The sequence below is a fragment of the Anaerotignum faecicola genome (assembly GCF_003865035.1).
Classification (GTDB): domain Bacteria; phylum Bacillota; class Clostridia; order Lachnospirales; family Anaerotignaceae; genus Anaerotignum_A; species Anaerotignum_A faecicola.
Window position 1 is genome coordinate 379,439 of sequence record NZ_BHVZ01000001.1, and the last position, 24,814, is coordinate 404,252.

At 45.9% G+C, this 24,814-nt stretch carries 28 protein-coding genes; 10 read left to right on the plus strand and 18 right to left on the minus strand.

Annotated features, from left to right (window positions below; translation table 11 throughout):
* Positions 1–5: 5 nt before the first annotated feature.
* The 11 genes from EJE48_RS01720 to EJE48_RS01765 form a co-directional block, all read right to left on the minus strand.
* A complete protein-coding gene (locus tag EJE48_RS01720; protein ID WP_124984241.1) occupies positions 6–1,181 on the minus strand; it encodes a DUF6017 domain-containing protein in 1,176 nt (391 codons plus the stop codon).
* On the minus strand, positions 1,162–2,067 hold the full coding sequence (locus EJE48_RS01725) for a ParB/RepB/Spo0J family partition protein (protein ID WP_002594290.1): 906 nt from the start codon (positions 2,065–2,067) through the stop codon (positions 1,162–1,164). Before EJE48_RS01725 ends, EJE48_RS01720 begins: the two co-directional genes overlap by 20 nt.
* A complete protein-coding gene (locus tag EJE48_RS01730) occupies positions 2,060–2,836 on the minus strand; it encodes a ParA family protein (RefSeq protein WP_124984242.1) in 777 nt (258 codons plus the stop codon). Before EJE48_RS01730 ends, EJE48_RS01725 begins: the two co-directional genes overlap by 8 nt.
* Positions 2,837–2,851: 15 nt before the next feature.
* Positions 2,852–3,016 carry a hypothetical protein gene (locus tag EJE48_RS12335; RefSeq protein WP_002594292.1) on the minus strand — a complete coding sequence of 55 codons (165 nt, stop codon included), beginning with the start codon at positions 3,014–3,016 and terminating at the stop codon, positions 2,852–2,854.
* The gene (locus tag EJE48_RS01735) at positions 3,003–3,470 is read right to left on the minus strand and encodes a DUF6075 family protein (protein ID WP_124984243.1); all 468 of its coding nucleotides are present in this window, start codon (positions 3,468–3,470) and stop codon (positions 3,003–3,005) included. Before EJE48_RS01735 ends, EJE48_RS12335 begins: the two co-directional genes overlap by 14 nt.
* 286 nt (positions 3,471–3,756) lie before the next feature.
* Positions 3,757–5,433 (minus strand): recombinase family protein, encoded by a 1,677-nt coding sequence (locus EJE48_RS01740; RefSeq protein ID WP_408608180.1) that lies wholly within the window; start codon positions 5,431–5,433, stop codon positions 3,757–3,759.
* The gene (locus EJE48_RS01745) at positions 5,414–5,644 is read right to left on the minus strand and encodes a helix-turn-helix domain-containing protein (protein ID WP_015540908.1); all 231 of its coding nucleotides are present in this window, start codon (positions 5,642–5,644) and stop codon (positions 5,414–5,416) included. Before EJE48_RS01745 ends, EJE48_RS01740 begins: the two co-directional genes overlap by 20 nt.
* 90 nt (positions 5,645–5,734) lie before the next feature.
* The gene (locus EJE48_RS01750; protein ID WP_118145877.1) at positions 5,735–5,920 is read right to left on the minus strand and encodes a hypothetical protein; all 186 of its coding nucleotides are present in this window, start codon (positions 5,918–5,920) and stop codon (positions 5,735–5,737) included.
* Between the two features lie 15 nt (positions 5,921–5,935).
* Positions 5,936–7,225, minus strand: a complete 1,290-nt coding sequence (locus EJE48_RS01755) for a plasmid recombination protein (RefSeq protein WP_118145875.1) — start codon at positions 7,223–7,225, stop codon at positions 5,936–5,938.
* Between the two features lie 372 nt (positions 7,226–7,597).
* The gene (locus tag EJE48_RS01760) at positions 7,598–8,989 is read right to left on the minus strand and encodes a DNA primase family protein (RefSeq protein WP_118145873.1); all 1,392 of its coding nucleotides are present in this window, start codon (positions 8,987–8,989) and stop codon (positions 7,598–7,600) included.
* Positions 8,964–9,584 carry a CHC2 zinc finger domain-containing protein gene (locus EJE48_RS01765; protein ID WP_124984245.1) on the minus strand — a complete coding sequence of 207 codons (621 nt, stop codon included), beginning with the start codon at positions 9,582–9,584 and terminating at the stop codon, positions 8,964–8,966. Before EJE48_RS01765 ends, EJE48_RS01760 begins: the two co-directional genes overlap by 26 nt.
* A 222-nt stretch (positions 9,585–9,806) precedes the next feature.
* Here EJE48_RS01765 and EJE48_RS13015 point away from each other — a divergent pair, with 222 nt between their 5' ends.
* The 7 genes from EJE48_RS13015 to EJE48_RS01805 all read left to right on the plus strand — a co-directional run bounded on the left by EJE48_RS13015 (position 9,807) and on the right by EJE48_RS01805 (position 18,088).
* Positions 9,807–10,919, plus strand: coding sequence for a DUF6076 domain-containing protein (locus EJE48_RS13015; RefSeq protein ID WP_243001756.1), 1,113 nt, complete (start codon positions 9,807–9,809; stop codon positions 10,917–10,919).
* Positions 10,912–11,826: a hypothetical protein gene (locus tag EJE48_RS01780; protein ID WP_118145867.1), complete on the plus strand. Its 915-nt coding sequence runs from the start codon at positions 10,912–10,914 to the stop codon at positions 11,824–11,826. Before EJE48_RS13015 ends, EJE48_RS01780 begins: the two co-directional genes overlap by 8 nt.
* Before the next feature lie 35 nt (positions 11,827–11,861).
* The gene (locus EJE48_RS01785; protein WP_124984246.1) at positions 11,862–13,034 is read left to right on the plus strand and encodes a sigma-70 family RNA polymerase sigma factor; all 1,173 of its coding nucleotides are present in this window, start codon (positions 11,862–11,864) and stop codon (positions 13,032–13,034) included.
* A gap of 16 nt (positions 13,035–13,050) precedes the next feature.
* The gene (locus tag EJE48_RS01790; RefSeq protein ID WP_124984247.1) at positions 13,051–13,728 is read left to right on the plus strand and encodes a response regulator transcription factor; all 678 of its coding nucleotides are present in this window, start codon (positions 13,051–13,053) and stop codon (positions 13,726–13,728) included.
* On the plus strand, positions 13,721–14,620 hold the full coding sequence (locus EJE48_RS01795) for a sensor histidine kinase (protein ID WP_124984248.1): 900 nt from the start codon (positions 13,721–13,723) through the stop codon (positions 14,618–14,620). The genes EJE48_RS01790 and EJE48_RS01795 overlap by 8 nt, the downstream gene beginning before the upstream one ends.
* A 135-nt stretch (positions 14,621–14,755) precedes the next feature.
* Positions 14,756–15,427, plus strand: a complete 672-nt coding sequence (locus EJE48_RS01800) for an ABC transporter ATP-binding protein (protein ID WP_006858253.1) — start codon at positions 14,756–14,758, stop codon at positions 15,425–15,427.
* A 15-nt stretch (positions 15,428–15,442) separates the two neighbouring features.
* Positions 15,443–18,088: an ABC transporter permease gene (locus EJE48_RS01805; protein WP_124984249.1), complete on the plus strand. Its 2,646-nt coding sequence runs from the start codon at positions 15,443–15,445 to the stop codon at positions 18,086–18,088.
* A gap of 51 nt (positions 18,089–18,139) precedes the next feature.
* Here EJE48_RS01805 and EJE48_RS01810 read toward each other — a convergent pair whose 3' ends face one another.
* On the minus strand, positions 18,140–18,385 hold the full coding sequence (locus tag EJE48_RS01810; RefSeq protein WP_021683568.1) for a DUF6061 family protein: 246 nt from the start codon (positions 18,383–18,385) through the stop codon (positions 18,140–18,142).
* Positions 18,386–18,409: 24 nt separating this feature from the next.
* Positions 18,410–20,050 carry a 23S rRNA (uracil(1939)-C(5))-methyltransferase RlmD gene (rlmD, locus tag EJE48_RS01815; RefSeq protein ID WP_124984250.1) on the minus strand — a complete coding sequence of 547 codons (1,641 nt, stop codon included), beginning with the start codon at positions 20,048–20,050 and terminating at the stop codon, positions 18,410–18,412.
* A 133-nt stretch (positions 20,051–20,183) separates the two neighbouring features.
* Between rlmD and EJE48_RS01820 the strand changes: the two genes are divergently transcribed.
* Complete coding sequence (locus tag EJE48_RS01820; RefSeq protein ID WP_124984251.1) at positions 20,184–20,636, plus strand: S1 RNA-binding domain-containing protein; 453 nt, start codon at positions 20,184–20,186, stop codon at positions 20,634–20,636.
* Positions 20,637–20,719: 83 nt separating this feature from the next.
* Entirely contained in the window at positions 20,720–21,016 is a 297-nt protein-coding gene (locus EJE48_RS01825) for a hypothetical protein (RefSeq protein WP_118582676.1), read from the plus strand.
* Between the two features lie 113 nt (positions 21,017–21,129).
* Here the strand turns inward: EJE48_RS01825 and EJE48_RS01830 are convergent, their stop codons facing one another.
* The 5 genes from EJE48_RS01830 to EJE48_RS01845 form a co-directional block, all read right to left on the minus strand.
* Positions 21,130–21,810, minus strand: coding sequence for a phosphoribosylaminoimidazolesuccinocarboxamide synthase (locus EJE48_RS01830; protein ID WP_016407767.1), 681 nt, complete (start codon positions 21,808–21,810; stop codon positions 21,130–21,132).
* Positions 21,731–22,012, minus strand: a complete 282-nt coding sequence (locus EJE48_RS12230) for a hypothetical protein (RefSeq protein WP_147365490.1) — start codon at positions 22,010–22,012, stop codon at positions 21,731–21,733. The genes EJE48_RS01830 and EJE48_RS12230 overlap by 80 nt, the downstream gene beginning before the upstream one ends.
* Positions 22,013–22,100: 88 nt before the next feature.
* Positions 22,101–22,433 carry a ribosome silencing factor gene (gene rsfS / locus EJE48_RS01835; protein WP_016407768.1) on the minus strand — a complete coding sequence of 111 codons (333 nt, stop codon included), beginning with the start codon at positions 22,431–22,433 and terminating at the stop codon, positions 22,101–22,103.
* On the minus strand, positions 22,430–23,683 hold the full coding sequence (gene nadD / locus EJE48_RS01840; protein WP_016407769.1) for a nicotinate-nucleotide adenylyltransferase: 1,254 nt from the start codon (positions 23,681–23,683) through the stop codon (positions 22,430–22,432). Before nadD ends, rsfS begins: the two co-directional genes overlap by 4 nt.
* 37 nt (positions 23,684–23,720) lie before the next feature.
* Positions 23,721–24,020: a YhbY family RNA-binding protein gene (locus tag EJE48_RS01845; RefSeq protein ID WP_016407770.1), complete on the minus strand. Its 300-nt coding sequence runs from the start codon at positions 24,018–24,020 to the stop codon at positions 23,721–23,723.
* A 208-nt stretch (positions 24,021–24,228) separates the two neighbouring features.
* Between EJE48_RS01845 and EJE48_RS01850 the strand changes: the two genes are divergently transcribed.
* Complete coding sequence (locus EJE48_RS01850; protein WP_016407771.1) at positions 24,229–24,780, plus strand: cupin domain-containing protein; 552 nt, start codon at positions 24,229–24,231, stop codon at positions 24,778–24,780.
* The last annotated feature ends 34 nt before the right edge of the window (positions 24,781–24,814 follow it).

A 24,814-nucleotide genomic window follows, 5' to 3' on the forward strand; every position in this document is an offset into this window, starting at 1 on the left:
TTCCTTTATCCTCCATACATATCGTGATTAACTTCTGCCTGATAATAACTGTTTATCGTTGCCGGGGCATTATACAGGGCGGTCAGAAGATACGCTTTAATATTCCCAATCTTGGTCGTATTCCGATTCAGACAGAACAGCACATATTCGATATGCGAATAGTTCAATTTCATAAACCTGTTTTTTACCAAAGCAACTGGTTTTTCTACTCCCGCAATTCGAATCATACTGTCCTCCGGCATCATCATAACTTCGATCATCAACTCCACCAGTTCATCTACATCTTCCTTGGCATGATATTGATAATCTATGTTTTCATGAATCACCTCACGATATGCTCTCATCTTCTCCATCACATCTTTTTTCTTTTGGGGATTACCTGATATGATTGGATAAGATTGATTTATCTCAGTTTCACTAATATCAGTCTTGTTAATATCAGTATTATTAGATTGTGATTTCGGGTATTCTGGATTTGTGATTTCCACTATTCTGGAATGATGATTTTCACTATTTTGGAATTGTGATTCTGGAAATTCTGGATTTGTGGTTTCCACCATTCTTGAATTGTGATTTTCACTATTCTGGAATTGTGATTCCCCATAATCCTGAATTGTGGTTTTCACTACTCCTGAATGATGATTTTCACAATTCAGAGAAATGCCTGTTTTCCCCTTGTTTTCTGCTTCTTGTTGCAAATCTGCACATTCCTCATGTCTTTTCTGTTTCGATTGCAAATCTGCAATTTTTTTATGATCTTCCTGCTCAGATTGCAGATCTGCACAATTACCTGTCGGCTTTTGATCTGGAACCTCTCTGATCATAAAATTTTTCACATAAATAACATTCGGTTTTCCCAGTCCCAGACGTTTCTTCTCTATCAATCCAATCCCATTACTGCTGTCCAGCTCTTTTACCAGTTTCACTGCCTTTTGAGTTCCGCAGTTCATCAACTCTGCAATTTCTTCCACAGTGAAAATAATGTATACTCTGTCCTCTGAATCCAGCCATCTGTTCTTAATGCTCAGGCTCATACGGTCCAGCATCAGACCGTATAATACCTTTGCTTCACAAGAAAGAGTTTTAAAGCATGGTTCGGTAAACAGCACTTTAGGGACACGATAAAAGCTGTATTGTTCCGCTTCCATCCCCGTAAAATAATCAAACTGTATCTTCTGCATCTGCTACTCCTTCTTTGTTTTCTTTCCATTTATCCAAAAGCATAAAAATGACTTCTTCTATCTGTTCTTTAGAATATGTCTCCGGAAAATAATTTCCAATTTTCTTTGCCGGAATCGTCACATTGATCTTACTGCTTTCCTTTTTTAATAAAACAGCATAGATATAACTCTGGTTTAATTTTCCATTTGCACTGCATTCTTTTAACTGTTCTGCCTGTTGTTTTGTCGGAAAAATGCTGCTGTTGGTAATCACTTCCAGAAGCCACCCCTGTTCCTCTGGCTTCAGATAAGACAGCTTTTCTCCCACAATCATAGGAATTTTATTATTGTCCACATATTCCAGCAAAGCATCTGATAATGCCGCCAGACGTATATACCTCTGTACGGTTCTCCCACTGTCCCCGGCAGCTTCCCCAACCATATCTGCTGTATATTTCTCACCTTTACTTCCCTGATGCTTCATTGCATCATATTTCATCTTATAGGCATGAGCTTTCTCACTTGGCAGAAGATTTTCACGCTGAATGTTGGAATCGACCATAATAATGACCGCTTCATCATCCGTATAATTTCGGACAAGAGCTGGCAATGTAGTCTTTCCACACAGTTCACAGCCTCTTTTTCTTCTATGCCCGGAAATCATCTCATATCCGCCATCTGGTCGAGGTCTTACCAGCGCAGGAGTCAAAACACCGTATGTTTTAATGCTCTCTACGGTTTCTGCCATTTTTTCATCATCATTTACATGGAACGGATGATTTTTAAAGGGATAGAGCTTTGCCAGATCTATTTCCACAACCTGGTTCATACTCTTTTCCGGTGTTTCCTCTAATCCCAGTAATTCATCATAAGAGGTAAGCTGAATATCTTTTTTCGGTCTACGCATGTTTCAACACCTCCTGAACCAGTTCCAGATAGCTGTCTGCCCCCTTGCTTTTTCCATCATAGGCAAAGATACTTACACCCTCCGATGCTGTTTCTGCAAGGCTTTCTGTTCTCGGAATCGTCTGCTCAAAAATCCTAATGTCACTTCCGTATGTAGTTTTGATTGCCTGTTTGTTTCTCTTTGCATTATTGTAACGACAATTATCCATTGTGAATAAAATACCTTCTATCTGTAAATCCGGATTGAACCTCTGATGGATTCCCTTAACTACTTTCAGTAATTCCATGAGTCCATCTGCCGCATAATATTGTGGCTGCACTGGAATCAGAACACTGTCCGCTGCACTCAAAGCATTGAGCGTCAGCATTCCCAGGGATGGCATACAGTCAATCAGAATATAATCATACTCATCCTTCAGCAGTTCCAGATACTCTTTCAGCACCTTTTCTCTGTCCTCTACTGTAAATAAAGACATATCCATTCCGGCAAGCAATTTATTGGACGGAACTAGGTCAACACCTTCTTCATGGTGCAGAATTGCTTCTTTCGGATCAAATTCCAGTCCCATGATAATGTTCTCCATCATGCTTTTTAATGTTACCTTGAGATTTTTAGGGAATCCCAATCCCATTGTCAAGTGCCCCTGTGGATCAGCATCTACCAGGACTACTTTTTTCCCTGACTTCACCAGTCCGGCTCCCAGATTGATTGTTGTCGTTGTTTTGGCTACTCCGCCTTTCTGATTTGCAATAGCAATTACTTTACACATATACTTTCCTCCGATTTACTCTTTTTCTTCTACTTCAACATAAACACGAAAATATTTGCTTGTTCCTTTGTTCGCATAAGCATCCGATACTTCCAGAACATCCAATTCTTTATGCTTTTCCAAAATACGACGGAACCATTGAATATCCTTTAAAGTACCCTGTAATCTAATTTTCAGCATACATATCCTCCCAGTCTTTGTAAAAACAATACTCTGGATAACGGATTTTAATGGCTTCCCAAAAATACCGGGCATATCCGCAGCAAAACAGATCTTCTACGGTATAATACTGACACTCTTTTAACTGATCTTCCTCTGCTTCATAATCTCCGACACTTGGTGTCCCATTGCAGTAAAGATTAAATGCCATGCGGACGATCCGTAAACTTCCACTGGTCTGCCAACCTTCCTGCAGGGATTCCGTTTTTACACATCCAGTTTTAAAATTATAGATTTTATTCACATTTTCTCTTGTGTCTCTGTCGATACCCAGGCAATAAACCAGAGCCTGATGGTAGACATCCTGATATCTGCATTTTTCCAGATATTCCATATAAAATTTTTCGTGTTCCTTGCTCTTGAAAGTAATTGTGCGAGAATTGCTATTCTCTGCTCTTAACGCTGTGTTTGTCATTTTCATTCTCCTCCTGAATTTTTAATATTTTGGTATAAAAAAGACACTCCATTTCTGGAATGCCCTATAAAAAATAGGGACACCCGCTTTTAACAAGTATCCCTATAATCTATCAATGATCTGATAGCTCTCTATTCATTTTCATATTCAAGATTCTTTGTGTTCCCCGTCCCGAGGTCTAACGCAACAACAACGGTTACTTTCTTCACAAGGCTCTTTTCTTTGTGATTTTCACCTATTTTTCTGAAACTGAAAAACTCCACAAAGTGCGTAAATTCAAGGATTTCTACATATTTTTCCTTTGTAGCAACACCACAGTCTCAACAGTTGTTTCAGTTTCCAAGGGAAGTTCTTTCACTTCCTCACCATCAACAGGCACAGGAAAATTGAATACGATCTTCTTTATCCAGCTTCCATCTTTCCTTTTCTCCGGGAACATCTCAATTCGCTCGATAAAGGCCTTCATAAACTCCTTCTGCTCCGCTTCCGTTGCGGAATGGTAGACTTCATCAAATGCCAGTAACAAGCGATAGATATTGTCACCGGAAATCTTCTCCTGCTGTATGTTGCGGATCTGACTTTGCAATTCGCCAATCTGAACTTCGATTTCCTCTATGGTATCATACTGCTCATCATAGCGGCGCTGCAAGTCTAAAATCTTTCTGTCATAGTGGACATCGTTGATGTCCAAGGTATCCATCTGACGCTCCAAGCGACTTTTCGTTCCAAAGGCTTGCTTTAGCTGCCCTTGCAGAACGGCGATCTGCTTTTCCATATCCTCTGTATCAACCGCCGTTCCGATTTTCGCTTGAATCGCTTCCACAAACCGGGGATTGTTAACCATAGCAGAAATAATCTTCGCCACAAATTTATTGATTTCCGTCTGCTCGATATTCAGACGGAAGCTGCACTCATGCCCGGTAGGTGTAACCGTATTTTTGCAGTAGTAATAATACCGTGTTTTTTTGTCCTTGCTGTGCGCCTTGGCGATATTGCCGTACATACTCTTACCGCAGCATGGGCATTTCAAGATACCGGACAGGATGTGTGCATGGTCTGGATTGTTGACCTTTTCCCGCTTGAAAGAATTGATCTTGCGCTTTTCCTGTGCCAGATGCCAATCTTCTTCGGAAATGATAGCTTCGTGCTGTCCTTCATAAACCGGGAACTCCGACTGCTCAACCACGTGCATCTCGTTTCTTGTACCCTGTTTCTTTTCTGTTCTTCGTCTGCCGTAAGCAATCTTTCCCATATAAACAGGATTGTACAATACATTTTTCACAAAATCTCTTGAAAATCCCGGAATGGTATTATTCTGTCTTAGTTTCTTTACATAACCATTGCGGTTCAGATATTTTGCAACTCCAGCAACGCCCTCGTTGGTATGGATGTAGCGGTCATAAATGACACGGATTACTTCCACTTCATCCTCTGCAATAACAAGGTTTCCGTCTTCCAGTTTGTATCCATAGGGAGCGAAACCGCCGTTCCATTTGCCCTCACGAGCCTTTTGCTCCCGTCCTGCCATTGTCTGTGTGCGGATATTTTCTCGCTCAATCTCTGCCACCGCAGACAGCACAGAGATCATCAGCTTTCCGGCATCCTTGGAGCTGTCAATGCCGTCCTCCACGCAGATCAGGTTGACACCAAAATCCTGCATAAGCTGCAAAGAGTTCAGAACATCCGCCGCATTTCTGCCAAATCGGGACAGCTTAAAGACCAGCACATAAGAAACATCATCTTTGCCGTCCTGGATATCGTTCAGCATCCGTTGGAAGTCCTGCCGCCCTTGGATGTTCTTGCCGGAAAATCCCTCGTCAGAATACTCCCCGGCAACGATCATATCCTCGTATGCCGCATACTTCCGTAGCTTGTCACGTTGGGCATCCAAACTGTATCCGTCAACCTGCATCGAGGTGGACACTCTTGTATAAAGATAGCATTTAAGTTGTTTCTTTTTCAGAATCTCCACCTCCCTCATTCCTTCCTTTTACCATAAGTCCCTCGTTGCGGATATAATACTCCAAAAGCCACAGCACATAATCCGGTGCATGGCGGTTGTCCAATTCCCATTCAGTCATAGTCCGGTAAGGAATATGGACGAGCTTGCAAAAATCTTTCCGGTTCAGTCCTGTGCTTTCACGCAACTTTATAATTCTGTTTTTACAATCCATCCGTCTTTTCTCCACAAAAGCAAAAAGTACACGTTGCGTAATCATTATAGCATAGCTGTAACGAATACGCAACGTGTAAATTGCGAGATTTTACGCAGCCTTATCCGTCAAAGGCTGTGCTTGATTACTTTCCTCGGAATGCTCCACTTCCTGCGGAGCGTCCTGTTCCAATTTATCCAAAACCTGATGTCCATATTTCTGGAGCATCTGGCTCATAACATCCACACAGCGGTCAAATGCCGCATTATATTTCGCTTCTTCATAATATTTCTTCAATAGGCGATTCCTCCATCAAAGTTCCATATCCTGTCCACGCTTCCGGGCAGGGTGTTCGTGTTCCTGTGTTTCCTTTCCTCTGATGAGGATAGAATTGATAAAAGCCCGAACCTTTTCGGATGCGATTTCCAGTGCATCCAGAAAGGGTTGGGCTTTCTGTTTGAGTTCCATATATTTTTCGCTTACCGCTTCATACCGCTGCTTCCAGATGGAAACCGTCTTTTCTGCGGAAGCCAATTTTTCTTTCAGTCGCTTGTTGTCAGCATTGGCAATAATACCATTGACCGCATAGTGTTTGAGCGTGTCGCATTCATCCGGAGTCAGCACAACATTGTTTCCGAATGTGGCTTTTTTGCCCATTGTTTCAATCTCCTGCACCGTCAGAGCAACGGTCTTTGCTGTTTTGGTTTCCTTTTGCAGAGCTTCCAGTTTCTGTTTCTGCTTCTCCGTGGCAGCTTTGGCATTCTCCAAACCCCGCTCCACCTGTGCCACCTGTCCGGCCACAGTTTCCAGCCGCTGCTGTTCTGCCTGCACCTTGAACTGGGTCACAGTCAGATGTTCCTCGGTGCTTCCACGTTCTCCACGCTCCAGATCGGTATATCCGGCAACTCGCATGAAATGAAAAAAGTCATCCTGCAACACACTGTAGGATGACCTCAAAATCTTTTTTCCTCTTGCGTTCAACATTGGATTACCGTCCTCGTCAAGCACCGGCTTGGACTCCCATTTCTTACTGCGGCTGACCTGTGTGATGACCTCCTTAACGGCTCCCCGGAGGGCTTCATCCTTGCATCGCTTCGACCAAAGGATCTGCTTTTCCACCACCGGGATATAAACCACATGAAGATGATAGTGGTACACATCCTCGCCCAGAGCTTCGGACATTGCCCGGTTGCGCTCATCGGCGTGCATCACAGCGGAGAGGATATACTGCTCACCGCCTACAATCTCCACGGCGGCTTTGTAAGCATCAGCATAAAACTGTTTTGCAAATTCATAGCCGCCATGATTGTAGAAATAAGCAGAGTTCACATCAAATACTAACTCGCCGTATTTGACGGCATCCGGTTTCAGACCTCTGGTGGAGATTACGCCGTCCTGTTCCATCTGCTCAAACATTTTTACATAATCGTCCGTGGGTGCTTTGAAATGAACGTTCAGAGAAGTGCGTTCCGGCACGATGTCCTGATTGCTGTAGCTGTCCTTTTCACGCTCATTGTGTTCCTGTACCTTAGCCACATCTGCCGGGGTTTCCAAGTCCTGATTTCTGGCTACGGTACGGTCTATTCCATCATTTCTTGCCATAGAATTTTTGTCCTTTCTTTGAGATTTGCAGACAGCGGAGAACTACGGAGAGGCACTTTTTCAAAGTGTAATAACCCACTATGACACTTTCATCCATACTGGCTGCAAAGTGCCGTGGGCTCTCCGAGGGCTCTCCCGAGGGGGAATGCGGTCACTGCGGTGACCTCTGCTGAACTGCCCGAAAACTGTCTGCATCGTTTTCTGTTGTTCAGCCGGGATAGCTGCTGTTTTGCGAAACACCACCCATCCCGGCGGCAGTGAAAATCAAATCTTTCACTGCAATAGAAACAGCCCAAATAAAGGAAATGAGCTGTTTCTATCACAAGCGTTTCACGCTCTTTTGCTGCGTACATACGTACCAGCCAATGGGATTTACTCGACCTGCCGCCATTCCTCCGGAATGTCCTCCGGTACGTACGTACACGGCGAATTTCCGTAAAACCCATTTATATGAGGTCTTGCCACAGCCTCCACACCCATAAATCCCCATACCCGCCGTCCGGCAGAGTTGGTGATGTTATTGCAATGCTCCAGATTAAATTTCTTGGCATTGGCAATCATGGCGTCGCTGAAGCTACGGGCTTTCAGCGGAGCAAGGGAATTTTCCTCGCACCACATCCGGTAGATTTCATAGAAATCCTTGGAGCTGATGGAAGCATCCGCTTTCAATCGGATGTATCCCTCCGACTCCATGAAATCAAAGATATTGTTGTTGTCACGCTTGACCGCTTCCCGGTTTTCCTGGATACGGTCACTCTCCGTAAACTTAAAGTTGTTGGCAACAAGCCGCTGTAAGCCTTCAAATGCCCACAGGAAGATACCCTCGGCTTCAGCTTTCATCTTCTCTGCAAGGTCAGGATCATCGGCTCTGTCCATGGGCTTTTCTTTGGTGGTCAGCACAAGTTGTCTGCGGTAAAAACCGTCGCTGCGGTCATACAGAGCTTGCAGATCGCCGTTGCTGAATGCCAGCAACCGGGCAAACATCCAGCCCTGATAACTCTGCTTTCCCTTGCGTTCCAGATCCATCTTGCCCTGTGCAGTCACAATGGATTTTACATAGTTGGTCTGACGCAGAGCTTCCATCCGCATATCATCATCCACGCACAGCAGGATGTGTTCCAGATCAGCACGGGCGAAGCGGTTTTCGGAAATTTTTCCGATGCTGCCGTCTTTCATATTCGTGCCGAATATAGCGGACAGCACCGCACCAATTTGGGATTTGCCCTCGCCGCCGTTGCCTTTAATCACCATCATGCGCTGCCCCTTGTTGGAAGGAATCAGACAGTAGCCGAAAAACTCCTGCAAAGTGGGGATGTCCTCCGCATGGAGCAGCCCATCCAGAAATTTTAGCCAGGTCACAGGTGTAGGTGCATGAGGATTGTAAACAACAGGCAGACGGTTTCGCACGATAGCCGGTCTGCCCTTGGTAAATGTGCCGTTCAATAGCAGCGTACCGTTGGACAAATGAATCCGATCCTGCTCCGGTGGAAAGTCCGGCACTTGTGCTTCCAGTTTCAGCACTTCCAGAATGTTGGTGATCTTCCGGGGGATATTGTTTACGGCACAAAATTTCAGCTTGTCGTAAATCTCCCCACGCAGTGGGAGATCGTCCGTCACTCGACCATCGGGCGTAAAAAAAGCTCCGTTTGCGAAGATAATTCTGCGCTCATGCAGAAATTCTTCACAAAACAGAGCTTCGTTGATGTTCTGCCCATCAAACCAGACAGGCAAATTCATATCAGGCGTTTTCCGGTTCTTCGCCATGGTGCGCCACCTCCTTTTTCTTTCGTGTGATGTACTCTTGCAGAAAAGTAATTTTTCCCTCCTTCATCAGCTCGTCCACCAATGCCACCCGCTCTTCCAGATCACCCACGGTCAGCACATCTGCCATATATTCGATAGGACAGTGCATCTGGCAGGCTTCCACAAAACGATCATCCAGAGCCTCCTCCGGTGTTTTGGGTGCATACCGCACTTTCCAATCTTCCAGCAGATGCAGATAATCCGTCAGCACCCGGAAACACAGCATTTCATCCTCCCGGAACTGACGGATATAAGGACGCTTTGGCTTGGCCATAGCTGCGGCAGTGGGCGGTTTCGGGTCAAGTTCGAAGTCCGAAGCCAGCTTTTGCGCTGCTTCATAGCTGCTCATATTGAACAGCCTTGCCACAAGGTCGATCACATCTCCCTTTGCTCCACAGCCAAAGCAGAAAAAATAGTCCTCATTCAGCTTCAAGCTCGGATGCCTGTCGTTGTGGAACGGGCAGCAAGCCATGCCGTTGTGGCTCACTTTCAGCCCGTAGTGTTCGGCGGCTTGCTTGACGCTGATTGCCGCCTTGATGGTTTCATAGATTGTCATAGAAAACCCTCCGTTCATAATATTCTGGAAAGCACGAAGCACCCGCCGTGATTGGCAGGTGCTTCGCTCCTTCTATTATGGTTATGACGGATTTTTCAAAAAACAGGCTAATGGCAGGACAATCCTGTTTCAAAAAACAGGACAACTTATTGATAGATGTAGATTTCTTTACATTAGCATGATACAATTAAGAAAGTGAAAAAACAGGACAGGAGGGTAAGCATGAACCAAGAATTGATGACATTGGACTTCTGGCAGGATACGGTCATATATGAGGGCAAAACATTCCCTGTCGGCACGCTTGCCTGTGATGCGCTGAATGTTCCTGCGGATACTATTACAAGAATGAACGAGCAATGCGAGAAAATCAATCTGCTGCTCGGGATGCTGAATGCCGGACAGGATACTTCTGCACTCTTTCCTATGGCAAAGGAAGCTGCATTGACAATGTTAGAGATTCTCAGCAAAACGCCGCCGTTCTCCTATATGGATATACCAAAGCACAGGGAACGGATAGAAAAGGTTTTTACTGCGGACAATGCTCTGAAATATGTGGAGTTCGCCATAAAAGCCGTAACCAATTCTTTACCGTTCGAAGAAGTTCCAAAATATGCTGATGCGGTGATGCTCCAGCGCTATACCGCTGTATGCGGGCATCTGGCATACTCTCTTGAGGAATATCAAAAGGCAATGCTTGATTTTGCAGAAAAATCAGACGGCAACGAGGCAGACCGCACAGCGGAGGGCTTTGCAAAAATGTTCGGCAGCTATTTCCCGCCTAAGTTCTCTATCACAGAGGGCAATGCCTGGATGTCTGTTGCAAATAACTCTGTTCAGTATGTGGCTACCATCCGTCCCGGCGAGGACATAGCGAAGCTGGTCAAGCGGATGCACTATGTATCCTTTGTGGGAATGTTCCGGTCTGATTTCTTTGAGGGTTTGTGTGTGGGTCATGCACCGAAAAAATGCCGGATCTGCGGCAAATGGTTTCTGACCACCAACGCAAGGCACACCAAATACTGCGGCGGTTATGCGCCGGGGGACAAGCTGCACCGCACCTGTCGGCAGATCGGCAATCTAAAAGGCAGAGAACAGCGGGAACTTGCGGACGATCATCCGCTGAAACAGATTTATGAAAAGCGGCTAAATACCATAAACCGCTATGTGAAGCGTGGTACTCTGGACGCTGATCTTGCAGAGGTTATGAAGAAGCTGGCAAAGGATAAAATGCTCCGGGCATTGAGCAATGTAGCCTATGCCAAGGGCGATTATGAAAAAGAAATGGGACAAGGCGTATTAAGAAAAGAAGCGTTGGAAGGAAAAAACTATGATTAATGTGGATGCTATAAAAGAATTGATTGATCAAGCACCGGAAATCAAAACACTATTTACCACAGAGAGCTACCCAGTGGCTTCAATGTATGACTACAATACTGGAACGCATAAAACATCCAGCATAGATCTGCAAACCATATATAAGAATCCAGTCTTTTTGCAGTGGAAAGACCGAGTGTGTTTTGAACTTGCCAAAATAGAAGGTGACGCATACATTGACGAAATAATTGCATTGTCATCCCATTTTACCGGATGGGATGACAAAACACGATTTGACAAATTAGAGTCAAAATTATATGTATTGAAGGATCATTTGGACGAATACAAAGAAGATTGTAGTACTGCACAAATAGAAGATGATAGCCGAATACCCGAAAAAGAAATATGCGACAAAATGTTACGAGCACTTTCAAAGCTACAGCGTAATCACCACTACAACGCAGATAGTAGCGAAGATACAATGAATGATTATATTCGGGATATTTTGGGCGAGAGCTATTTCATGAAAGATCAAACAAGGCAAGGAGACTCAGAAAACGGTGACGAGGCTGGGGAGGTTGATATTCAGCTTTGTTATGATGGATTACCTGTTGTAATGATAGAGGGAATAAAGGTATCTTCATTGGAAAGAGAGCGATTAGACTCCCACATGAATAAAGTTCTTACAAAATACGACCCCAACGGTTGCCCGTACACTTTTTTGATAGTTTATACCACTGCCAAAAACTTCGATTTGGGTTATAAAAACATTTTCAACCATTTTGATAAATATTCCTACCCGTTTCCACGAGAATGTAGTCTTTTAGATGTGGAAACGGGATATGGAGAGTTGAAGCATGCTCAAATCATTTTGAATAGAAATGGTCAAAAAATCAGGGTACATATTTGGGCAGCACATATTGTTTGACTGAATAGATTTTGAAAGTTGAAAGAAGGTGCGCTATGCTGAATGATTTTACATGGAATATGACCGGATACATACCAAAACACCAAGTCAATCCGCACGATGACGGCATCATTTCCTATGTGGCAGAGCACATTTTCCAACTGGAACCGGAGCCTCCAGCGGTGGGCAATCTGAACGAATATATCCTGTCTGCCTTGCAGGAAAAGAATTTGATATATTTCTCATTCTTCCTACACCACTACGAGCCGCAGCTTAACAAGCGCATCAAAGACTTTCTCGGTGTGGATGGCGGCGATCTGTACGACACAGACCGATTTATAGATATAAAGCTCTCCTGCCGGGAGCAAATGCTCCAAAAGCTGATGGACTATGACCTTGCCAAGGGCGCAGAGTATGCTACATACATCTATCCGTTCATCCGGGATGCTATGCTCCGTTTTCGCATGGGCGAAGAAAAATGGTCGGTATCTTCTCTGACCAATTATAAAATGGTGCGGTCAATGGCATGGCTGTACCATAACACCAAGGATGCGGTCAGCGAGTTTTCCAAGAAATACAACTGTGATCTTGCCCTTGCGGAAGAATATCTGAAAGTTGTCCGTGGCATCCGCAATCAGCAGCCTTTCTATGTGACAGACGAAGACGGCGAGGAAACCGGCGAAGATGTTGCCTTGGATGATACTTGGAACTATACCGACATCCTCTGGAACGGCATACAGGCAGAAAAGGTGCAACGGGCATTTGAGAAACTGAATTACCGGGAACAGACCTTGCTCGAAAAACGGTTAGCAATTTGCATGACCTGTGGGCGTGTCAGCTCATGGAAAGACCGCCCCACCTTTGAAGAACTGGCGGTTATGTTTGAGGGCAGTACAGCCAGCGGTGCAGAACGAGCCTACCGAAAAGCAGTGGACAAGTTGACGGAATTGTTGGTTGCCGAGGGCGCAATCCATGCAGTCCGGCTAAAACAGAAATCCAAGACCAAGCGAAAAAAGAAAATCGCCGCCGCAATCTACGAATATCAGGCAGACTGCGACGGCGAATGGGGCGAGATTTCATTTGATTTTGAGAACGGCACAGCAGAGATCATTCGCCTTGCCGATTGGGATACGATAAAAACCAACCGCTTTGCGAACAAGGCCGTAGCCTATCTTCTGAACTGTGAGAACGAAAAATTGCCCAAGGAAACGATGGTGGCATTTGAATAACGAGGGAGTGAGATATATGGAGCAATTACTGATTGTTGAAGATGATATCGGTTTGAATCAAGGCTTATGCAAAGCGCTGAAAGCAGATGACCGTCAGATTATATCCTGCCATGATCTAAAAGCGGCAAGAGAACAATTGCTTTGCGGGAGTGTATCCCTGATCCTGCTGGATATCAATCTGCCGGATGGCAGTGGGCTTGAGCTGCTTCGGGAGGTCAAGGAAAACCTGCCCGGAGTTCCTGTTATTCTGCTGACTGCCAATGACACCGATCTGGATATCGTAGACGGACTGGAGAGGGGCGCTGATGATTATATTACCAAGCCCTTTTCTCTTTCGGTTTTGCGGGCAAGGGTGAATACCCAACTGCGAAAGCAAGCGTCAAACCATAAAAATGCGCCGATCCATATTGATCTATTTCACTTTGACTTTGAGGCTATGACCTTTTATGTGGGAGATTCAAAAGTGGAATTGAGTAAAACAGAACAAAAATTACTGCGTCTGCTTGTTGAAAATCGTGGTCGAACCATGACCCGTGGAGACCTTGTCGACCGGATCTGGACAGATGGCGCAGAATATGTGGATGAAAATGCTTTGTCTGTTACGATCAAGCGTCTGAGGGATAAGCTTGGTGCACAGAAATACATTAAAACCATCTACGGAATCGGTTATAGCTGGGTGACAAAAGATGAATAGAACCGGCATTGTGATTATACTGCTGTGTTTTCTGGCGGCGGCAGCTGTTGTGTTATGGGAGCGGAGAAAGACCAGAAAAACGATGGAAGAAATCGAAAGGATGCTGGACGCTGCTATGATCGGCTCCTTTTCTGAAACAACTTTTGATGAAAGCCAGCTGTCTGCTTTGGAAACAAAGTTTGCACACTATCTTTCCGCCGCAGAAGCATCTTCTCAAAACATAGCGCAGGAAAAAGACAAAATCAAAACCTTGATTGCGGACATCTCGCACCAGACAAAAACGCCGATTGCAAACCTGCTGTTATACAGCGAGCTTCTGATGGAGGAAACTATGCCTGCATCGGCGAAGGCAAATGTGGAGGCACTGTACAAACAATCGGAAAAGCTGCGTTTTCTGATCGATTCTCTCGTAAAGCTTTCCAGACTGGAAAACGGGATCATTTCACTCTCCCCCCAGCCGGCAGCGCTGCAGCCGCTGCTTGAAAGTGTGGTAGAACAATATACTGCCAAGGCTTCTGAAAAAGGATTGTCTTTGCAAATGCAGGATACAGATGCTTTTGCTGTATTCGACTTCAAATGGACAGCGGAAGCGCTGGCTAATATCGTAGACAACGCCATCAAATATACAGAGCATGGCACAATCAGGATTTCTGCCGTAAGTTACGAAATGTTTGCAAGGATCGATATATCGGATACCGGTTCAGACATACCGGAAAATGAGCAAGCGAAGATATTTGCTCGCTTTTACCGCTCAAATAGTGTGCAGAAACAAGAAGGGGTCGGCATCGGCTTATATCTTGCCCGACAGATCATATCCGGCGAGGGCGGTTATATCAAGGTTGCTTCCGTTCCGGGAAAAGGAAGTACGTTTTCCATATTTCTGCCGAAATAACAACAATTCTATCAAAACTGTTAGATTTCATTTTCCGCCGGAAAGAATGTGGAAAGATTCCTATGCGATAATCTGTATGTATCAAAGGATCATTTCCTTTCATATATACAGATTTTTTCATGGAGGTACTCATTTATGGAAGTTTTACAGGCAAAAAACCTGAAAAAGATTTATGGCTCCGGCAATAACGCAGTTCATGCGTTGGATGGAGTTGATTTAAGTGTAAAGAAGGGCGAATTTGTTGCAATTGTCGGCACATCCGGCTCCGGCAAATCCACGCTGCTGCACATGCTGGGCGGGCTGGATCGCCCTACAAGCGGCACGGTTATGGTGGACGGACAGGATATTTTCTCCCTGAAGGAGGAAGCGCTGACCATCTTCCGCCGCAGGAAAATCGGCTTTGTGTTCCAAGCATATAATCTTGTTCCGGTGCTGAATGTGTATGAAAATATTGTTCTACCCATTGAGCTGGACGGTGGCAAGGTCAATAAGGATTTCGTACAGCAGATCGTGCAGACCCTTGGGCTGGATGATCGTCTGGATGCGCTGCCCAATCAGCTCTCAGGCGGTCAACAGCAGCGAGTAGCCATTGCCCGTGCGCTGGCGGCAGCACCCGCTATCATTCTGGCAGATGAACCCACCGGCAATCTGGATTCCAAAACCAGCCAGGATGTATTGAGCCTTTTGAAAGTCACCAGTCAAAAGTTCGCCCAGACAATCGTAATGATCACTCACAACGAAGAAATTGCGCAGATGGCAGACCGCATTATCCGTATCGAAGATGGTCGGATCGTCTCCCAGAACTAACGGGAGGTGGCTACGATGAATGTCAAAAACAGAAAATGTATTCGAAAGCTCAGCTTAAAATCTCTTTATGCGAACCGTCGCCGCAATCTGATCGCCATTTTTGCCATTGCGCTGACAACGCTGCTATTTACTTCCATGTTCACCATTGTCTTGTCACTGAACGCCAGCTATGAAACCTACCAGTTTCGGCAGGTAGGCGGCTATGCGCATGGCACCTTTAAGGATGTTTCCCCCGAGCAGGCGGAACGCATCGCTGCCCACCCAAAGGTGAAGGCTACGGGGGCACGGAAGGTAATCGGTATCACTGCGGAGGGGGTCTTTGCCAAAATACCGGCAGAGATCAGCTACATGGATGCCAACTGCACTAAATGGAGCTATGCAACCCCTACTACCGGACGGATGCCCGAAAGCGGCAAAGAGGTAGCCATGGATACGGCAGCGTTGCAGTTGCTTGGCGTAACGCCGGAGCTGGGCGCCGAGGTCACGGTTTCCTATTCCATTACGGACAAGGATCAAACCGCCTTTACTGTAACAGATACCTTTACGCTGGTGGGCTATTGGGACTATGATGAACTAATGCCTGTTCATTACATCAACATCAGCCGTGATTACGCAGATGACATCGAAGCGCAGGCAGTGAAAACAGGTTTACAGCCTTTCCGCACCGATTTGAATGTCATGCTGGCCTCCGGCACAAACATTCAAGGGCAGATGGAGCAGGTGGATACCGATCTTGGTTACACATGGGACAGCTATACCGATCCCAACAGCGTCCGAATCGGCGTCAATTGGGGATATACCTCATCCCAGCTGGAGTCACAGCTCGATCCAGAGCTGATGGTCGCCATAGCAGCTTTTTTGCTGCTGGTGATTTTCACGGGGTATCTTATCATCTATAACATTTTTCAGATCTCTGTTGCAGGGGATATCCGGTTTTACGGACTTCTGAAAACCATTGGCACAACGCCCCGGCAGCTCAAACGCATCATTCGCCAGCAGGCACTTCTGCTTTGTCTGATCGGCATTCCGGCGGGGCTGCTGCTGGGCTATGGCATCGGCGCTGTTTTGGTTCCTGTTGTCTTGCGCTCCACCCAGTTGGATGCAGGCATCACCACCATCAGCACATCGCCTGTGATCTTCCTTGGTTCTATGCTGTTCGCCTTGTTGACGGTGCTCTTGTCCTGTTCCAAGCCCGGAAAAATGGCAGCTAAGGTCTCTCCGGTGGAGGCTACCAAATATACGGATGCAATGCAGACCAAGAAAAAACAGCGCAGCACCCGGGGAGCCAAGCTCCATCAGATGGTCTTTGCCAATTTGGGACGAAACAAGAAAAAGACGGTGCTGGTGGTGGTGTCTCTGGCACTGTCGGTGACGCTGTTCAATGCACTGTGTGCCTTTGTGGGCGGCTTCAGCATGGAGAAGTATGTATCCACCATGACCTGCGCCGATTTTATCGTCAGCACGCCCGACTATTTCCGTTACAACTCAGCAGATGAATTCATCACGCCAGAACAGATCGGAGAGATCGCAGCAAACACAAAGGCCAGTCTTTCCGGCACGGGATATGCTGTGCGAAAACCCGCATATCTGTGGATGACGGAGGATGCTCTGCGGCAGGACTATGCAAGGTACGAAAGCGCCGAGCAGTTGGACAGCCATATGAGCCGTCTGGAGCACCGGGGCAATATGGTGATGGGAAAGACCAGAATTGAGGCTCTGGATAACAGTCTGTTTGACAAGCTGCAAGTGTTCGACGGAGATATTTCTCCCATGTTGGAGCCGGACAATAACGCCATTGCCATTGCGGTTTCCTTAGATGACTACGGTAATCTGCCCAATCTTGAATACTACCCCAAGGTGGGAGACACGATCACCGCTACCTATGCGGACGATGTGAAATATATCGACAGCCGCACCGGGGAACTCTGCACCGAAGATACACCGGAGGAGTACCTTCAGGAAAAACTGTATGGAGCCAGAGATGTAGCGTACACGGTCTGCGCCTTGGTAGAGCTTCCGTATTCCATGAGTTATCGTTATGGTGGTATTGGATATGAGACAGTTTTGTCTGTGGATACCGCACAGCGGGACAGCGGTGGTGCGGCCATTCCGATGCTCTACCTGTTCGACACAGCGGACGACGCTAACGAGGCCGAAGCAGAGCAATATCTATCGAAGCTCACTGCCGGTGAGTTTTCGCCCTTGATGTATGAAAGCAAAGCCACGGCTCGCTCTGAGTTTGCTCAGTTCCGGCAGATGTTCCTTCTGGTAGGTGGTATCCTCTGTGCTATCATCGGACTGGTGGGACTCTTAAATTTCTTCAACGCCATGATGACAGGTATTCTTTCCCGCCGCCGTGAATTTGCTGTGCTTCAGGCTGTAGGAATGACGAACCGGCAGCTCAAAACCATGCTGATCTACGAGGGGTTGTTTTACGCAATGTCTTCTGTAGCGGCGGCCTTTATTCTGTCGCTGGCGGTGGGACCTCTTGCGGGAAAAATGCTGGGCAGTATGTTCTGGTTCTTTGAGTATCGATTCACCATTCTGCCTGTCCTGCTGACAATTCCGATATTTCTTCTGCTGGGGTGGCTGATCCCCTGCATGATGTATGACAACGCAGCGAAATGCAGCGTTGTAGAGCAATTAAGGGATGCTCAATAACTGTTAAGCAAAAAACGGCCCTCTGCCAATGAAAAGGCAGAGGGCTGAGTTTTAATCTAAGGGTTTACATTCAGTTACAGTTTTTAGATAAATTTCGGGATCACCGTTCAAGATCAAGTCTGCATATCCAACCGGATCATTGTAGATTAGATAATCCAGTTCTGACCGTTGATACATATTGTCAGCAACCTCATTCTCCACGGCGATGGTATCAATGGCAATCATGCTGCCATCTAAGAATTTCAGTTCCACACAAGCGGTATCCATGTTAAACTCACAAGAAATCAATCTATCCATAAGAAACCTCCATTTTGCGAGATGTTAGATCATCCCAAAATATTTGAATGCTTCTCGGATTGCTTTCTCTTTTTCCGGCGGACACATGGGCTGTCTGGAATCCTCGGACTTCGGCAAATTGTAATTCTTGCCAACTTCAATCCCACATTTCCTCTTAATCTGTGAGATATAAAGATTGGATACCTTTAACCCGCTATGCTCCAGCACATAGTCTTTGATCTGGGTGTAGGTTGCCCCATCCTGAAATTCGGACATATCCATATCTTCCAAAGAGAACTCAACCCGAATCTTTTTCGAGTCGACCTCTCCCTTGGAAAGCAAGACAACCGTCTCCACATGAACCGTTCTGGGAAACATATCCATCAGCTTCACTCGTTCCACCTGATACCCTTCCTGCTGAAAAATCTCCAGATCCCTTGCGAGGGAAGTCGGTTTGCAGGAAACATAAACAATCTCCGGTGCGCCAAATGCAATAATCTTCCCAATCGCCTTCGGGTGAATCCCATCCCTGGGTGGGTCTACAATAATCAGGTCGGGTCTTTCCTTAAGCTCATCCACCATTTTCAGCACATCTCCTGCGAGGAAGGTACAGTTTTCGAGATGATTACGCTTTGCATTTTCATTTGCAGCTACAACCGCTTCTTCAATCAATTCAATCCCTATCACCTTTTTAGAACCTGCTTCAGCCATAATCTGCCCAATCGTACCTGTGCCACAGTACAGGTCGAAAACCGTCTTATCCGCCACATCTCCGGCAAATTCCTTTACAATGGAATAAAGCTTTTCCGCGCCGGCGGAATTCGTCTGGAAGAAGGAATACACAGAAACCTTAAATTCCAGATCAAACAGCTTTTCCATAAAGAAATCTCTGCCATAGAGCAAGCGCATTTCGTCGCTTTTGACCACATCCGCCAGTCCATCATTCACAGAATGCAGAATACCACAGACAGAGCCGTCCAATTCCAGTCCGAGCAGCATATCCTTAAATTCCTCCACGGAAAAGGGAACCTCAGAGGAAGTCACCAGATTGATTAAAATTTCGCCTGTTGCCGCGCCCTTTCGTACGACCAAATGACGCAGAGAGCCATCATGACGCGCCTTATGATAAAACGGCACCTTTCTCTCCTGAAAGAATTGCAGCGTCCCTTCGATGATTCGCAGATAATCCGCATCGACAATATTACAGTCCTTCAGCGTCACAACCTCATAATAGCTCATGCGTTTGCGCATCCCAAGTGCTAAGTCGCCGTCCTTTTCCTCGTCTCCGAAGGAAAATTCACACTTATTGCGATAGCCCGTTTCGGAAGGGGCAGGCACAATGCCTTCCCAGCTTTGCACACAAATCCCTGCGTTTTCCAACAGCCGTTTTACCTGTCGCTCCTTGAGTCTGAGCTCCTCCTCATGCCGCATGGTCTGATAGGTGCAGCCGCCGCAAAGTGCATAATGGGAACACATTCCTGTTTCTCTTTCCATCGGAGAGCGTTCGATGACCTCCTGCAGGCGCGCCTCCACGCCGCTACCCCGTTTTTTGAACACCTGTGCCTGCACCTTCTGCCCGGGCACAGCATTTTTCACGATGACCTTCTCTCCTTCGTAATACCCATACGCCTTATTGGGAAAATTCACATCCGCAATCTCCAGAATAATCTCATCTTTTTTCTTCATAAAAGCCTCCAAATTTGTAACCGAATTTTATTTGTATTCCCTTTTTATCTATGATATAATACCCACTATACGCAGTATTTTCTGCGCAAAACAAGTCAAACAATTCATCATTTGAACAGGAGTGTATACAGGAATGTCTGAAAAATTAGAAGTCGGCAGCATCGTAGAAGGTAAGGTTGTTCGTGTCAAGCCCTTTGGCGCTATTGTTTCTCTCGGCAACACGCAGGGCTTGGTGCATATCTCTCAGGTAGCCAACAGCTTCGTTCAGGATATCAATGACCATGTAAAGGTTGGCGATATGGTAAAGGTAAAGGTGCTTTCCATTGATGAAGAAAGCCACAAAATCGTGCTTTCCATCCGTGAGGCTCTGCCCAAGGAGGAACGCCGTCCAAAGTCCAACAAGCCCTTCAACAAGCAGCCCCGCAGACAGAGCGAAGCATCTGCGAACCCTGCACAGGAATATTTCCGTCCCCAGTCCTCCGTCAATGCGTCTTCCGATTTTGAAGACAAGATGAAGGAGTGGATGAAGCAGGCGAATGACCGTCAGACCAGCCTGAACAAGAGAGCAAACAAACGCTCTTACTGATTTCTGCCACATATCTTATAAGTTTACCATGAAACAGGCTGTGTTGCAAGAATTTGCACCGCCGGAAAGGAGGAGAAAACGCTGTGACGCTGCTATTTCTCGCAGGTATTTATTTCTTTGCCCGAGGCGTTTTTGCCCTCTATGGTCAAACGATTTTTTATACCAAGCGCGTTCTGGAAAATATTGAAGAAAAAAATATCCCTGCTTATCTAAAGGAGATTGGCAAAATGAATCTTCTGCTCGGCGTTCTGTTCGTCGGCAAGGCGTGTCTGGATATTCCCTTTCCCGGCAGTCGCCCCATTCTGTATGGATGGCTGCTGATTTTGCTGCTTTGCGTATTTTCCATTTCCAAAATCGATACAAAATATAAAAAGCAATAAGCATAAATCCTCTCTGTTCACATGTACAGAGAGGATTTTTTTGTACAAAAAAAGACGGTACTTAAAAAGCACCGCCTGTTTTCGACTTAGAAGTCGGCTTTGCCGACACCCTATTAGCCGTTGATGATCTTTGTCAGTGTAACGGGATCAACATACTTGCCGTCTTTGTATACACGCATGTTACCGGATGCGATTTCGTCAATCAGGATAACTTCATCCTTATTGTAGCCGAATTCAAATTTGATATCATACAGATCCAGACCCAGCTTAGCCAGTTCAGCTGCAACGATTTTTGTAATCTGCAGTGTCTGTGCCTTCATGCTGTCATACATTTCAGCTGTCATGATACCCAGAACAACCAGACCGTCCTTTGTTACCAGAGGATCGCCCAGAGCGTCATTCTTGAAGGTTGTTTCTACATAGCCACCTTCGATGGGTGTACCGTCTTCGATATATTCGCCGTAACGACGGATGAAGCTACCTGTTGCTTTCAGTCTGCAAATAACTTCCAGACCATGACCGAATACAGTTGCAGGCAGAACTTCCATTGTTACGTTATCCAGATCAGCGGAAACATAATGTGTCTTAACACCTGCTTCCTTCAAAATTTCAAAGAATTTGATGGATGTTTCCAGGTTTGCTTTACCAATGCCTTCAATCTGCAGACCAACAGAGTTTTCGCCGGGGTCAAATACGCCGTCTTTGCCTGTGCAGTCATCCTTGAACTTCAGCAGCACATTGCCGTTTTCCAGTTTGTAAACGTCCTTTGTCTTGCCCTGATAAATCTTTTCCATTATTGTTTCCGTCCTTTCTAACTTTTAACAACACAATTCTAAAGAGATTTATTTCTCCTGACAAATTTACTGTACTGCAAATTTTCGCCATATTCAAGCATTTTTTTTCGCTTCTAAAAATCTTGTCAAATCCATCACCTGAACGCTTTTCTGAGAAAAATTTTTGATACATCCGTTTCGCAAAAACAGCAGTTTTAACCAAAAAAGCCCCCAAGCGGAGGCTTTTCTCTGTAAAAATCAGACTATTTAAAAATTCTATTTTCGTTATAAGTGATACTTATTACAAGGAATCAGAGTGCCTTTGCGTCTCCCCATACATGGTCAAGCCCGTAAAACTCTCTTTCCTCTCTGTTAAACAGATGCACCAGAAGATTGCCAAAATCCAGCAGAATCCATGTGCCGCCGCTGTAGCCCTCACTATGGTGCAGCTTTACGCCCTGCTGAAACAGCTTCTGCTCCACTTCATTCGCCATCGCATGCAGCTGGTTCGCGTTTTTGCCGCTTGCGATTACAAAGCAGTCCGCAATATTGGAAAGCCCTCTCAGGTCAAGCACCTTGATGTCCTCTCCAAGCTTATCCTCCAGTGCTGCTTCGGCAACCTTTGCCGCTTCTAATGCGTTCATTCTGTTTCCTCCTTTTCCACACAATGCTTATAGTATTCCAATGCCTCCAGAGACAAGGGGTGCAGCAGTCTGCCACGCTCCTTCACGAAAGCAATGGTGCTTTCCAGAATATATTTCATCGCCATGTCTAAATCCAGATATGCCAAACGTCTGGCTTCCTCCAGACCGTCAAATTTTTCTCTGTTCGGCTCGATATAATCCGCAATGAAAATGATTTTTTCCAGCAGGGACATGCCTGCGCGCCCTGTTGTATGGTAACGGATGGCATTGAGAATATCCTCATCCGTCACCTGATATTCTCTCCTTGCGACCTCTGCGCCTAAAAACGGATGAATCAAATCAGTCTGCTTTTCCATAATTTCATCCATTTTCACCTTATATTCCTTGCAGAACCGCAGCCGCATAGCTTCTGGGTAATCCTTTGCACAATCATGCAGAAGCCCTGCCACGCGCGCCTTCTGCTGGTCCTGCGGCGTACCGTAGATTTCCGCCAGCTTGACTGCTTCCTCCGCCACGCCCATCGTATGAATATAACGCTTGACCGAAAGCGCAGACTGCAATTTTTCCTGCATTGTTTCCACAGGCAGCATAAATTTCACCTCATCCTCCGCATCATCCTGATACAACCCAAATTTATGAATATAGTCCTCTACCTCCTGCGGCAGAAGATATTTAATCGGCGCACCGCGCTTGGCTCTCTCCCGAATATCAGAAGAGGAAATTGCCAGTGCCGGCACCTCCATATAATGCACCCGACTGGAAAATTTCTCCCTGATTTCGCCAATATCCTGAAATAGCTTCGATTTATCGTAGCCGGGTCTTGTCACCGCCACAAAATCGCACATGCCAAGCAGTCGTTCCGATTCCTTCCATGTCATAATCTGATGGATGGCATCCGCACCCGTAATAAAATACAGTCGCACATCCGGTCTGCACATCCTTTTCAGCTCTTCAATCGTATCAATCGTATACGTCACGCCGGCGCGATCAATCTCAATACGGGAAACCTCAAAATTTTCATTTCGCATCGTTGCCAGCACCGTCATCAGATAGCGATGCTCATTATGTGTCACCTTTTTGTTTGTCTTATGTGCAGGCTGCCCCGCCGGCATAAAAACCACCTTGTCCACCTTGAAGCGATAGCGCACCGCCTCTGCCGTCACCAGATGTCCATGGTGAATCGGATCAAAGGTGCCGCCCATAATGGCAATACTTTTGCAATCCCTGAAGTTTGCAATTTCATTTCTCATCTCTGTTCCTTCTTTCCCCGCTGTCGGTTTCGGGTTCTTATTTCTTTGCCTGCGGCAGCTCGATTACAGGCTTTTTCGCCGCACGGTACAGCACAAATTTGTTGCCAATCACCTGTACCACCTCTGCGCCTGTTCTGCTTGCCAGCATTTCTGCCGCCTCTCTTGCACCCAGCATATTATTATCCAGAACACTGATTTTTACCAGCTCTCTTGCCTCCAGTGCATTGTAAACCGTATCTCTCAGTTCAGGGGTTACGCCGTTCTTGCCTACCTGAAAAATTGCGTCCATTCCGTTTGCCATTCCGCGCAAAAAGGCTCTCTGCTTGCTTGTTAACATAATATTCTCCTTCTGTGTATTCTTCCTCAATATAATCCTTCCTATCATACCATACCGACACCTAATTTGCAACGAAAACAACCGAAAATTCAACTTTCTGCCCCTTGCTTTTTCTTCCTCTTTTTTTGAAAAAGAGTTGTACCTCTTGCCCAAAAATGATACAATAAGCGTATAAATTCTTTGAAAAAATCATGGGAGGGCAATAAAAATGGAGCTTATGATCGGTGGAAAACTAAAACAGCTGCGCTTAGATAAAAAGCTAAGTATTGCCGAGCTTTCCAGGCTTTCCGATGTCAGCACAGGTCTCATCAGCCAGATTGAGCGCGACCTTGTTGTTCCCTCTGTTACCAGCCTTTGGCGGCTTGCCAAAGCATTAGATACCAATATCAATTATTTCTTTTACGAAGAACCACACGAGGAGCAGCTGATTATTCGCAAGGGTTCGCACCGCACCATCGTCACCCACCATGACAGCAGCTTTTATAAGCTTCTGCATACCAATCGAGATGACCGCGCACTGGATATGATGGTAATTACCTTAAAGGCAGGCTACACCTACGATAAAAAGCCCCTCTGCCACGAGGGCGAGGAATGTGGCTATGTGCTGAAGGGCTCCTTGACGGTCTATCTCAATGGCAAGGATTATGTCCTGCATGAGGGGGACAGCATTTATTTCAACAGCACCCTGCCCCATAAATATATCAATAACGGGGATGAGGACTGCATTTCCATCTGGGCAATGACCCCCAAATTCTTCTGATATCTGCACACAAAAAGAGACTGCTTTCACAGTC